Source organism: Echinicola strongylocentroti (genome assembly GCF_003260975.1).
In the GTDB taxonomy this organism is placed as follows: domain Bacteria; phylum Bacteroidota; class Bacteroidia; order Cytophagales; family Cyclobacteriaceae; genus Echinicola; species Echinicola strongylocentroti.
Genome location: NZ_CP030041.1, coordinates 330583 through 343862, shown reverse-complemented (window position 1 = coordinate 343862; position 13280 = coordinate 330583). Strand labels below are relative to the sequence as shown.

Below are 13280 nucleotides of genomic sequence, written 5' to 3'. Positions count from 1 at the left end.
GGAACGCACAGAACATCCAGCATGAAATAAGGCTGTTTGGAGATTTCGATGGTTTCTGTGAGAACCTATATAATTCTGTGATTACTGGTGTCATTACGGATATACATGTAAAAAAAGGATAACTAGAAATATGAAAAAGCTTTTAGTAGTAATAACCCTTTTGTTCTCAGTATTATGTGCAGATGCATCAAGCTGGGATAATGCTCGATGGATTTGGCAAAAAGAGGATGGACCCTCCAATACATGGATGAGTTTCAGAAAAACCGTAACATTAGAAGAAGTCCCGGAATTGGCCAAGGCACGTATCGGTGTGGATAGTAAGTTTTGGTTATGGATAAATGGGGAGATGGTTCTTTTTGAAGGGGGCTTGTCTCGTGGGCCAAGCCCTGTCGGTGAGTGGGACAGGGAAAATAAGGTAACTCCTTCAAACTCCTGGTACCAAACACTGGATATCCAACCTTACCTGAAAGAGGGCAAAAACACCATAGCCATATTGGTCTGGTATTGGGGGCGCGAGACCCATAAGGGTACGCATATTGACAGTAAAAAAGGCGGCTTGCTATTTCATGCCCAAATGGATGACAAAAAGCTGGTATCCGATGCCACATGGAAAGCCATCCAGCATCCGGGCTACGATAATACTATTGCTCCTCCGAGTGATAATTTGGTTCAGTATAGTGTTCGATTCGATGCCCAGAAAGCGATGAATGACTGGGACGAAAACGCTTGGTATAAAGAGGGATATGAAGATAACAAGTGGCCTGCGGCTATTGAAAAAGGTGAGGCGGGTGCTGCTCCCTGGTATTCATTAGAAGAAAATTTTGTGCCGCTATTGGTTAACCATGGATTGACAAATTATGAAAACCACGATCAACTCAATTTTCCTTTTGTAAGCGAGGGACAAACCGTAAGGTGCCGTCTTCCATTTAACAAGCAGGTTACGCCATATTTGGAGATAGAAGCCAGTGCAGGAGATACTGTTTTTATGACTACGGATAATAGGTTAAATAAAATTAACGCCACCTATATTACCAAGGAGGGTGATCAGGCATATGAAAGTTATTCATGGATGAATGGTCATGAAATTACTTACACCATTCCGGAAGGAGTAAAAGTAAAGGCCTTAAAATACCGATGGATGAGTGTAGGTGAAATGGCCGGAAAATTTGAAGTGGACGATCCTTTCTATCAACGCCTGTGGAAGATGGGCAACAATACCTTGTTTGTTTGTGCCCGTGATAACTTCATGGATTGCCCGGACAGAGAAAGGGCCCTGTGGATAGGCGATGTAGCCGACCAAACTGGGTACTTGTTCTACTCAATGGATGAGGCCGGGCGTAAATTGCTTAAAAAAGCCATATTGCAAACTGTATATTTCAGTGAAAACGGTGTAATAGGGGCTTTGGGACCTCTCAGGGTTCGTGAATTGGTAACCCAAAGCCTGCAGTTTATTTCCCAGGTGGTATGGCCATATTATTTGAACACTGGTGATAAGGAGACACTTGAAGTTGCTTATCCTTACGTTTTTGATTATTTGGATCTATTCCCAATGCAAGAAAACGGTTTGCCAGAATACCGAAAAGGAAAAAATCCCGACACCTGGAATTGGCTCGATTGGGGCGTGAAAAATACCATTGATGAAGAACCCATACAGATGGCTTTTTATTACCTGGCCTTAAAAGAGGCTAAGAAGATGGCTGAAGTTTTGGGCAAGAAAGAACATATCGAATGGTACAATAAACGTATGGCCGCGATGAAACCAGCGTATGAAAAAGCCTTTTGGAAAGATGGTTTTTATAGTACCGATATTGAAAAGTTCAAAGATGATAGAGCCAATGCGATTGCCATCGTTTCAGGAATTGCAAACCCAGCATTTTATGATCAGATTGTTGATAATGTCCTTACTGAAAACTTCTTTTCGAGTCCTCACTTTGAGTGGTTGGTAGAAGAAGCCATGTGCATAGCCGGAAGACATGAAGAATCTTTACAAAGAATGAAGGAGCAGTATCAAAGTCAAGTAGACAATCAATCTTTGTCAACGTTGTACGAGATGTTTCCTAAGGGAGGAAGTTATAACCATGCCTGGAATGCCCCTAACACTATTTTATCGAAGTACATTGCCGGAGTAGCACCAACAAAAATAGGCTGGACCGAATATCAGGTTATGCCCACACTGCTTCATTTTAAAAGCTTAAAGAAAACCATACCTACCGTAAAAGGGACTATTGATCTAACTATTGAAGCCAATAGAAATACATTCCAGTTGCTACTAAATTCACCAGAAGCGACTTCTGCAATTATTGGTGTCCCAAAGGCTGAAAAAGAAATTGCCACAGTGAAGGTTGGTGATGAGATTGTGTGGGAAGAAGGAAAATTTAAAAAAGGCCATGCGGGTTTTGACTATTTTGGTGAAGACGAGGAGCATTTAAAATTTAAAACGGAAGCTGGGAAATGGGAAGTTGAGGCGACTTATAAGTAAGTATTCGTACAAAAAGGGGGAATATGCATCTAGTCATTCTGTCGGCACCTTCACTGCTTTTGCTGGATCGATAACAAGCCACTAAGGCAACGGTTGTTCCGACAGCTGTGCTGCGGAACCAGGTAAAATTGAGTTTTTAACTCAATACCACGTATAAGTGTTAAGGTATGGAGCATGAATTATGTGTAACAACATAGACACATAGTTCACAGTAGGGGATATGCATCAAGTCATCTTGTCGGCACCTTCACTGCTTTTGTTGGATCGATAGCAAGCCACTAAGGCAACGGTTGTTCCGACAGCTGTGCTGCGGAACCAGGTTAATTTGAGTTTTTAACTCAATACCACGTATAACTGCTAATATATGGAGCATGAATTATGTGTAACAACATAGACACATAGTTCACAGTAGGGGATATGCATCTAGTCATTCTGTCGGCACATACATTGTTTTTGTTGGATCAATAAGGAGCCACTAAGGCACCAAGGCACTAAATATTTTGGATAGCAATAGGGCAAGTACCCGACACATCACTATTCCCTCCTCTTTGTGACTTCGCGACTTCGTGGCCAAAAAAAAAATCAGCGAAAATCAGCTGAATCCGCAACGGTTGTTCCGACAGCTGTGCTGCGGAACCAGGTTAATTTGAGTTTTTAACTCAATACCACGTATAACTGCTAATATATGGAGCATGAATTATGTGTAACAACATAGACACATAGTTCACAGTAGGGGATATGCATCTAGTCATTCTGTCGGCACATACATTGTTTTTGTTGGATCAATAAGGAGCCACTAAGGCACCAAGACGCTAAATATTTTGGATAGCAATAGGCCAAGTACCCGACACATCACTATTCCCCCTCTTTGTGACTTCGCGACTTTGTGGCCAAGAAATAATCAGCGAAAATCAGCTGAATCCGCGTTATCTGCGTTCCATTCAAAATTATTATCGAACTCAGGTTTATAGCATAAAAATCAAATGTTTGGACGATTTTACCAACTTTTGAGATTTTTAGTGGGTGATTCTTTTTGACCTTTATAGTGAAAATTACCAAAAGCAAACATGACTGTCTTTAGGTAAGCAGGTAAGACCAAAATATCACATGATAGGATCATTTACCTCAACATGTGTCAAACCTGTGACCGGGATTAATTAAGAATTAACAGAACTTGAAAAATATGAGAAACTTTATCGGAGCAAATCGATATTTAACAACTTCATTGCAACTACTCACTTTGTTTTTTTTCCATTTCTACATTTCTAATACCGTTGATGCCCAATCCCTTCAGCACCCTGTCATCTGGGCCACAATGGATGAGCGAGACAGTATCCTTGAATTAATTGATCAAAATAGTTGGGCGCAAGAGCTATTGAATGACGTACACGAAATCGTCGATGACAAAGTAAAGGATCATCGAGCTAGCCCAAGCAAGATCCTAAATCAAATTCCAACAATCGCTGAGGATAGTAATATTCCAGAACTTGAGGTGAAAACGGTTCATCAACATGCTGATATTCTTGGGGACGCAGCGTATGCCGGACTACTTTATTATTTGACAGAAGAAGATCAGTATGCGCAGTTTGCAGCGGACATTTTGTGGTTCTATGCAGAAGAACTGGCTCCTAGGGATCCCCAAAATACCTCCATCTGTGGAAATTCCTTCTATGATCCCCGCACCAGTTATGCAAAGTTTGCCATTGCTTATGATTTCATCTACAATTATGTAAAAAAACCTGCCATCAATGTGTACAGTGCCAGGAGGAAAGCAAAAGTTGACTACGATCATGCCACGATGCAAAAAGCAATGCTGAACATGGTCGGTAACACCTTGCAGGAATATGGTCACCCGGACACACACGGAAGGTTTGTGTCCAATCACCCGATACTCACAGGTCCGGGAGCACTGTTTGGGATTTTATGTGTGGAAGATGATGCCAAAAGAGACCGCCTATTCAATGTGCTTTGGGAAGAAGGAACAGCACACCAAAATTCTTTTAAAAACACCTTGCTGCCTATGTTTGGCAATCAGGGTATTTGGCCAGAATCTCTAAGCTATAGTTTCATGCCTAACATTACAATGATGCTCAATATCATTGACCGGGTCAAGCCGGAAATGGATGTGATAAATGACCAATTGCATATTCTGGATGGTAATTTTCTTTTCGATAACTTAAGAATGCCAGACCATCGCTTTGTTACTTATGGAGATTCTCATCGTGACTCTGATGGAACTTCGAAATTGTACCAATACACACTGAATCTTGCTCAGCGTCGTGGGCTAAGCGAATATGAACAAAAGGCCAAAGTAGCATTACGGCAAGATTATGATGCATCTGGTGGGTATCATCCACATGCTGGAACGGGCACTTTCGATAATTATAGTGCATTTACGCAGCTACTTTGGGGGAGCCCAATTCCTGAAGAAATTGAAGGGGAGATTGACTTTCATAAACCTACCGTGATCGTAGAGCATGCAGGTGTAGCCCTTCAAAGGAACTATGTTGAAAAGAATAATGAATTATACGGATTATGTGGAATCATTGGAGGAGCGCATTATGTACATTCGCACGTCACAGGGATAACAATGGAGCTATATGGAGCTGGTTATGCAATGGCACCCAATGCTGGATTGCCACCCTCTGTTGCACAAAGAAGGATCCCTCTTCATGAACACTACTTCAGGCTCTATGCAGGAAACAATACGGTCATAGTGAATGGAAGTTCCCATGGGAGAGATAAAGGTTCTTGGAAGAGAAAGGCGAATGTTTGGCAAAACACAGTAGTGAATATTGCCGCCGAACCAGCACACTTGGCCGACCCAAAGAATGAACATTTTAGCTTTGCTACACAGTACTTGCAGGATGAGGTGAACAATGCTGAGCAGCAACGAACGTTAAGTACCATACGGACAAGTCCTACAACTGGATACTACTTCGACATGTTCAGGTCCAAATCGTTGGATGAAAATAAATTTCACGATTATATCTACCATAATCTAGGAGATCAAACTACCATAGTTGCTGATAAGAGAGGTAAATTGAAGTTATCTCCTACTGGTAAATACGATAATGATATTGGTGATCAGGTGCATTCTCCAGGTTGGCGTTTTTTTGAAAACGAGCATACTACTGATGCCATAAAAGATGCCGTGAATATTCGCTATGATATAAAGAAGGACAAGCGATATATGCACCAGTTTGTACCAGGTGGGGTGGAGCGAGAGTTTACTAAGGCATTAGCCCCTCCCAGCCGTGATGTACGGAATGGTTATAAAGAGAAAAAAACGCAGGTGGTGGCGATCCGTCAGAAAGGGGAAGCATGGGACCGTCCGTATGTGGTTATCCATGAACCTTCCATCCATAAGAAATCAAGTATTCAATCTGTGGAACATTTGTACACTGGAGAAAAAATTGTGGGTGCAAAAGTTACCAGTCAGGTAGATGGTCGCAAGATAGAGGATTACATCATTTGTCATGACGATGAAAATCAGGTTTTTGAACTTCCAGCAATTGATCTTCGGTTTGAGGGCCGATTTGCAGTGGCTAGAATCACATCCTATGAGGGCAGATCTGCGGTAGAACTATATGTAGGGGAAGGAAAGCAACTCGAAGTGGGAGACCAAATAGCACAGTAATTTGATAATTCCATGACCGGTTAGGAAATATTCGGTAAGCCATAAAATTCAAGATTGCTTATACGCTTTATTGCCAGTAGGTTTTATTTCTCACAGAATGCACAGAACACCCTGAATAGAGCAAGGCCTTTCTGAGTTTTCCGTGATTTTTGTGAGAACTTATTCAATATTTCTGTAATTGCGGATATACATGTTTCAAGAAATTAAAAAGTGGGCAGCCAAGAAGGTGGGCTTGTTTGACCTGAAGCAAAGAAGTGATAAAGGTAATGAAATGAGAACATCGCCGGAGTTTAGTAAAAAAATAGTAGCCCCATGAAAAAAATAGCCCAAATGAAGTTTATTAATAAAGGCGTGTAATTGAATTGAAATTATGATGAAACTATCAGGGATTTTTTATTTAGTGATTTTGCTATGTATTGCCACCACAGGCATGGTGGCTGGTCAAGATCGTATGGTTCAGTCTGATAAGATTACGCTTATTGAATATAGCGAATATGAGAAAACAAAGGAACGTATCGAGCACAATGACCCTAAAGCCAAGTCCAATTATAACCGCCTGATCGAAAAAGCGGAGTCAGCTATCAAGCATAAGGGGTTTTCGGTGGTGAAAAAAACAGGGGTGCCGCCAAGTGGTGATAAACATGATTATATGACTATTGGCCCATATTGGTGGCCCAATCCAAGCACGTCAGATGGTCTGCCGTACATCAGAAGAGACGGTGAAATAAACCCTGAAACACGGAATGATTTTACGGACTATGTGGAATGGCAAAATTTCGTCCGCTCCCTAACGATATTAAGAGATGCCTTCTATTTTTCGGAAAATGATGTCTATGCAAAAAAGGCACTGGTACTTATCAAAACCTGGTTCCTGGACCAAGAAACCAAGATGAACCCTAATCTCGATTATAGCCAGAGTATTCCAGGGAAAACGGATGGTAGAAAATTCGGCATCATTGAGTTTGCGAATATTGTGGAAGTGGTAAAATGCCTGGAGTTGTTGGGGGAGCGCAATCAGCTGGATCCAGCAACACAGCTGTCTATAAAAGCTTGGCTTTCAGAATATGCTCGTTGGCTCCAATACAGTGAAAATGGAAAGGGAGAGGCACATACAAAGAACAATCATGCCACGTACTACGACCTGCAATTATTGAGTATCTTAACCTATTTGGGAAAAACCGAGGAGGTGAAAAAATACCTTTCTACAATTACCATAAGCAGGATTTACGATCAAATTGAGCCAGACGGCAGCCAACCGTTGGAATTGGCCAGAACCAAATCTTTCTCCTATTCTGTTATGAATCTACATGGCTTCTTATCCCTTGCCCGCTTAGGTAAAAAAGTGGGTGTTGACCTTTGGGATGCACAGACCAGTGATGGGAGAAGCATTAAAAAAGGCTTTGAGTATATGCTTTCCTACTTTACAGAGGAGAAAGCATGGGAGTATGAGCAAATTGCTGACGCGGAAGGCTCCAGGCAAAAACTGATAGAAGATATAAAATATGCCTCTCAATTGTTTGAGGAGGATGACTTTAATAGTGCCTTACAGTTGATTGAAAAAGGGGAAGCAAATATTACATTTCGGAAGTAAACAAAAAGTGCAATTAGCCTTAATCGCATTCATGAGGTTTGGTATCTATAGCGACCTGAAATTGCTTTAAAATCAGTCGTTTTGGTGTTATCGGTGCTACGCTCACACCTTGTTTTTTGGAGCATGAATTATGTGTAACAACATAGACACATAGTTCACAGTAGGGTGTATGCATCTAGTCATCCTGTCGGCACCTACATTGTTATTGCTGGATAAATAGGACGCCACTAAGGCAAGGGTTGTTCCGACAGCTGTGCTGCGGAACCAGGTAAAATTGAGATTTTAACTCAATACCACGTATAACTGTTAAGATTTGGAGCATGAATTATGTGTAACAACATAGACACATAGTTCACAGTAGGGTGTATGCATCTAGTCATCCTGTCGGCACCTACATTGTTATTGCTGGATCAATAGGACGCCACTAAGGCAAGGGTTGTTCCGACAGCTGTGCTGCGGAACCAGGTAAAATTGAGTTTTTAACTCGATACCACGTATAACTGTTAAGATTTGGAGTATGAATTATGTGTAACAACATAGACACATAGTTCACAGTAGGGTGTATGCATCTAGTCATCCTGTCGGCACCTACATTGTTATTGCTGGATCGATAACAAGCCACTAAGGCGCCAAGACGCTAAGTATTTTGGATAGCAATAGGCCAAGTACTCGACACATCACTATTCCTCCCTCTTTGTGACTTCGCGACTTCGTGGCCAAAAAAAGTACGCCACTAAGGCAAGGGTTGTTCCGACAGCTGTGCTGCGGAACCAGGTAAAATTGAGATTTTAACTCAATACCACGTATAACTGTTAAGTTTTTGAGCATGATGTATGTGTAACAACATAGTCACATAGGTCACAGTAGGGGAAATAAAGATCTAAAGCTGGTCATCATCCGAGAAAGACAAAAAACTCCAGGCTACTCTACAGGGATCCTGCTTACATTATCTGCACCGATCCGGACATGGACCTGGCGACCCTGCTGCAGGCATATCTCTAGAGATGGGAGAAAGAAGTCAATTTCAAAGATGAAAAAATCATCATGGGATGTGGTCAGGCCCAAGTGAGAACGGAAGAAGCCTGCATCAAGGCCCCCGCCTTCGTGGCCGCAACCTATTCATTGCTTATGCTGGCCTCACAAACTTGCCAAACAACAAATCCTTCCAAGACCCAAATGGTATAAAATCCAAAAATCAGTTCGGGCAACCACGGGAGATATTCTCAACCAATTCAGGGCAATAAACTGGGCACACAACGCAAAAATCAATTTCTCCGACTTCGTCAACGTCCAGAAAAAATTATAAAGCCTTAAAAAATCAGATAATCCTACCCTGGCGGCATTGTTTCATCCTAGAAATTAGCCAAAAATAGTTACACACAAAAGGGTAAGTTCCATAGGAACGACAGATATAAATGCAAGTATTGGTGTTTTTTTAAATGGATTTGCCCTGCGGTCCAATACTTTTAGCGTAAGGTATTCTTCATTGATTTTAGCTTTTTCTTTCTCAGGAATTGAAAGAAGGAGATGGCAATGGCTATGGCAATCAACCCTTGGATCAGCAATGTGGTCGAACTCCCAATGTGGTTGGAGATCAATCCGACCAATAAACTTCCCAAAGGCATCATCCCAAACAAGGCCATGGCGTACAGGCTGATAAGCTGGCCTCTTTTTTCTGCATCAGCTTCCGTCTGGACGATGGTCAGGCAGATAGTTGATTGGGTCAGTCCTGTGAATCCGGTGATGACGGCCAGAAATAGGGCAAAAGGCAGCAGTTCGGTAATCGAAAAAACAATCAAGGAACTTCCCAGAATAGCCGCATTGATGATCAAAATCCGAGATTTTTTGGTTTTTGGAGCCAAGGACGCTAAAAAAAGGGTTCCTAAAAATGCCCCTAAACCAATGCTGCTGACCATAAAACCATAGGTCTGTGCATTTCCCTGAAATACCTCTTTTGCAAATTCCGGCAAAAGCGTATTATAAGGAATGACCAAAAGGCTGATGATGGCAATGTAGATCATCGTAGGAGCGAGAATGGGGTGATGCTTTAAGTATGAAAAGGTTTCCTTGATCTCGGAGAGGTTGCTTTGCTTTTTTACCTTTTTGGGTTGGGGAGCGAGCTTAAGGAACAGCAGTGAAATGATCACGGCCAAATAACTCAGGGCATTAAGGGAAAAACAGATACCTGCGCCCAAGGTGCTCAGCACCAGTCCGGCTATAGCAGGACCTATCAGCCTTGCCAAATTTACTACAGAAGAATTGAGGGCTACGGCGTTTGACAGGTCCTCTGGATTGGAGAGTAGCTGATGTACGAGCGATTGTCGGGCAGGGATGTCGAAGGCATTGATGATGCCCAAAAGGGTAATAAGGGTAAGGATATGCCAAATCGCGGTATCTCCGCTTAGCACGATAAAAGCCAAAATGGCCGCTTGCAAAAAGGAGGCAACCTGAGTGATCATGACGATTTTGTGCCTCGGATACTTATCCGACAAAATGCCTCCATACAAGGAAAACAGGAAGGAAGGAAACTGCGAAACGAACGCCGTAAGGCCCAGCATAAAGGTGGAGTTGGTCATTTCGTAGACCACCCAGCTTACAGCCGTCCTTTCCATCCATGTCCCAATGCGTGAAATGGCTTGGCCGGCAATAAAAATCTTGTAATTGGAAGATTGGAGTGCTCTAAAAGTATTCTGGATTCTTCCCATGCATTATTCTACCCACTCTTTGGCGGAAACCACTTCACCTCTTCCTGAAAACAACTTGGTGACTACCATTTGATGTAACGTGTCGTCTTTATCTTGGCAGGCATCAGAAACGACAGTGAGCTGAAAGTCTTTATCCATGGCTTCTAAAAATGTACAAAGCACTACACCACTGGTGGCCACACCTGTCAGTACCAAGTGATCGATGTTTAAGGACCTTAGTATCATCTCTAAATCACTTCCTGAAAATGCGCTGATCCTTTTTTTGGTCACCACAATTTCTCCTGGAAATGGAATTATGGACGGATGGATTTGATTGATCTCTTCAGGGGATAAAGTCGAAAGATACTTTCTGAAACTTGAAAAGGATTTGTTTTTTGGACTGATTTCTGGAAAACCATCCCTAAACCCCAAACGGACATAAATCACCTGGATTTTATCTTTTCGTGCTTTTTTGAGGCACTTTGCCACATTCTGTAAGGTGGTTTCATGCTTAGGTAAAAAATTAAGGATCACCGATTGCATGTCCATTACCAATAAAGCGGTGGAAGGGGAAGGATTGCTCATGAATGGAAATGTTTATTTAAATAAGTAGGAAAATTCACAAGTAAAATATACTAATTTTAAGTAAATATATCAATTAATGAGACTTGTATCAGTTATTTTCCAATGAAGAAATGATATAACTATCTTAGTGGATTGGTATTATCTATAGGTTTCAAAAAGGTAATCAAGGGAGTAATGAACTGTTCAAAACGCTCAATATGGGGAAGGTGTCCGGTGTCTTTTATTTCCACCAATTGTGCATCGGGAATGCGGCTTTGTGTTTTTTTGCCTAGCTCTTCATAAAGTCCCATTGTCGCCCTGACTTCTTCTGAGACCAAGGGTTTTCCCAAGGCAGTTCTGTCACGGGTACCGATGATCAGTAGTGTGGGGGTGGTGATATTTTTAAATTCATATACCACAGGCTGGGTAAAGATCATGTCGTAGGTGAGTGCTGCATTCCAAGCGATGGTTTCATAGTCGGAGTTAAAGGTCCACCCGGCGAGTAAATTCACCCATTCATCGTACTCAGGCTTCCATTTATTGTCATAGTAGCTTTCCATCTGGTAATTTTTGATGGCATCGTAGTCTTTCTTCAGTTCATTTTGGTACCACCATTCCACAGGTTTGTAAGGGACTTTTAGCTTCCAGTCCTCTAGTCCGATGGGGTTTTCCAAGATCAGCTTTTCGGTGATTTCGGGATACATCAGTGCAAATCGGGTCGCCAACATACCGCCCATGGAATGGCCGAGTACAGCAGTTTGATCTACACCAATTTTGTCGAGTACTGCTTTGGTATTTTGGGCCAATTGCTGGAAGGTATAATGAAAATGGCTTGGTTTGGAGCTTTTGCCAAAGCCGATCTGATCCGGGACAATGACCCTAAATCCTTTCTGGGTCAGTGCCTCAATGGTGGTCTCCCAATAGGCACCATTAAAATTTTTTCCATGGAGAAGGAGGATGTTTTTGCCATTATGGTTACTGGGTATTATATCCATGTAGGCCATGTGGAGATGTTGATCCTGCACGTTCAGATCGATGGTATGGACTTCATAAGGGTACTGATAGTTGGAGAGTTCAATATCCAGCCACTTAAGGTTTTCGCTTTGGGCATTTGCGGAAAAAATGCGAGCAAAGGATAATAGAACGAATAAAATATAGGCAGTTTTCATGGTGGTAGTTTTAATTGTGCAATCAAAATATAACAGGCTATAAGAATGAAGGTATTGGAAATTAAGGCACTGCGTTTTTACTAGAGAGGAAGTGGAATTGCTTGAACGCATCATATGCATTAGGCTACCCAGGCCAGATCACACAGGTATAATGTCATGAAACCCATCGGAAATAGCCCGGTTTCCTTGAATTTTCAAGTCTTCCCTACATCCTTTGGGATAAACTATAACAATTCACAATGCATAGATCGGGTTTGACAAAAATAATAGGCATTCATGAAGTACACGGAATTTAGTGAATTAGGTTTGGCTGGAAGCTGTTTTTTGGCTCTAAATGGATAATAGTAACTAAACGGCAATGAAACTGGAATTAACCCGCTTTTGGAAGAGGGGAATTTAGAAGGTGCAGGTAATCACCTGCACCGTAGACCGTAAATTGTAACACACATGGGAGGTTAAGTACCAGGGGAAATGCGTTTAGTGTTTTGAAGGGAAACAATTTTCATGTAGGCATAGCTATCATCCGTGCCGCTGGCACTCTTTCAGGAGGTTGAGGAGAGCTTAAGTTCCTGCGGATGAATCCGCAGGTTACAAAATTTATCGTGCCGCTGGCACTTTGCCCCGATTTGTACATTGGAAACCGCAGTAGCCTAGGGTCAAGTCAACGCTTAAATCCGGATTATGCGTTAGGAATCGTAGTGAGAGCTGAAATTGCAAGAAAATCAGTTAGTTTGGAGGCATTAGCGTAGCACCGCTACGGTTATGCCGAAAACTAAAGTGAAACGGCTGATTTTGAAGCAGTTTAAGGTCGCAACACCTGTGCGCCGTGGCGTAGATAGGCTAATGCATATTCCGGGTTAAATGACGGGTAAGGCGGTAGTGGATTTTGGACGAGATCAAGGCGCAAAAAACGCCCCTATCCGTAGTTAAGGAAGTCTTTTTGCAACGTAGAGATAGGCCAAAAGACACACCGGATTACACGTAGGTTTAGGTTTGTCTTGACACTAGCTTGCCGAATGGCGGGATAGGCTGAAAGAATAATTAGTTGATTTGGATCAAACAAGCCGTCGCAGCTATCTGCTCATGTATAGTGGTTGGCTTGGTTGAGGTTAAACCCTGAATAGGCGTTAGCAACTGAGCATCCTGCCTCATC

The 13280-nt window shown here is 42.2% G+C and carries 6 protein-coding genes; 3 read left to right on the top strand and 3 right to left on the bottom strand.

Going from position 1 to position 13280, the window contains the following annotated elements:
* The first annotated feature begins 130 nt into the window (after positions 1 to 130).
* The 3 genes from DN752_RS01230 (at position 131) to DN752_RS01215 (ending at position 7710) form a co-directional block, all read left to right on the top strand.
* Positions 131 to 2479 carry an alpha-L-rhamnosidase-related protein gene (locus DN752_RS01230; RefSeq protein WP_112782282.1) on the top strand — a complete coding sequence of 783 codons (2349 nt, stop codon included), beginning with the start codon at positions 131 to 133 and terminating at the stop codon, positions 2477 to 2479.
* Between the two features lie 1225 nt (positions 2480 to 3704).
* The gene (locus DN752_RS01220) at positions 3705 to 6119 is read left to right on the top strand and encodes a heparinase II/III family protein (protein ID WP_162633063.1); all 2415 of its coding nucleotides are present in this window, start codon (positions 3705 to 3707) and stop codon (positions 6117 to 6119) included.
* A 370-nt stretch (positions 6120 to 6489) separates the two neighbouring features.
* Positions 6490 to 7710, top strand: coding sequence for an alginate lyase family protein (locus DN752_RS01215; RefSeq protein WP_112782279.1), 1221 nt, complete (start codon positions 6490 to 6492; stop codon positions 7708 to 7710).
* A 1466-nt stretch (positions 7711 to 9176) separates the two neighbouring features.
* On the opposite strand, the gene DN752_RS01210 is transcribed toward DN752_RS01215, so the two are convergent.
* From DN752_RS01210 to DN752_RS01200, 3 genes are all read right to left on the bottom strand, one after another.
* Positions 9177 to 10415 carry an MFS transporter gene (locus DN752_RS01210; protein ID WP_112782278.1) on the bottom strand — a complete coding sequence of 413 codons (1239 nt, stop codon included), beginning with the start codon at positions 10413 to 10415 and terminating at the stop codon, positions 9177 to 9179.
* 3 nt (positions 10416 to 10418) lie between these two features.
* The gene (locus DN752_RS01205; protein ID WP_112782277.1) at positions 10419 to 10979 is read right to left on the bottom strand and encodes a cysteine hydrolase family protein; all 561 of its coding nucleotides are present in this window, start codon (positions 10977 to 10979) and stop codon (positions 10419 to 10421) included.
* 119 nt (positions 10980 to 11098) lie between these two features.
* On the bottom strand, positions 11099 to 12127 hold the full coding sequence (locus tag DN752_RS01200; RefSeq protein ID WP_112782276.1) for an alpha/beta fold hydrolase: 1029 nt from the start codon (positions 12125 to 12127) through the stop codon (positions 11099 to 11101).
* Positions 12128 to 13280 lie beyond the last annotated feature (1153 nt).

Coding starts and splice junctions, on each gene's coding strand:
- DN752_RS01230 (WP_112782282.1), top strand. CDS start 131: ATGAAAAAGCTTTTAGTAGTAATAACCCTTTTGTTCTCAGTATTATGT.
- DN752_RS01215 (WP_112782279.1), top strand. CDS start 6,490: ATGATGAAACTATCAGGGATTTTTTATTTAGTGATTTTGCTATGTATT.
- DN752_RS01210 (WP_112782278.1), bottom strand. CDS start 10,415: ATGGGAAGAATCCAGAATACTTTTAGAGCACTCCAATCTTCCAATTAC.
- DN752_RS01205 (WP_112782277.1), bottom strand. CDS start 10,979: ATGAGCAATCCTTCCCCTTCCACCGCTTTATTGGTAATGGACATGCAA.
- DN752_RS01200 (WP_112782276.1), bottom strand. CDS start 12,127: ATGAAAACTGCCTATATTTTATTCGTTCTATTATCCTTTGCTCGCATT.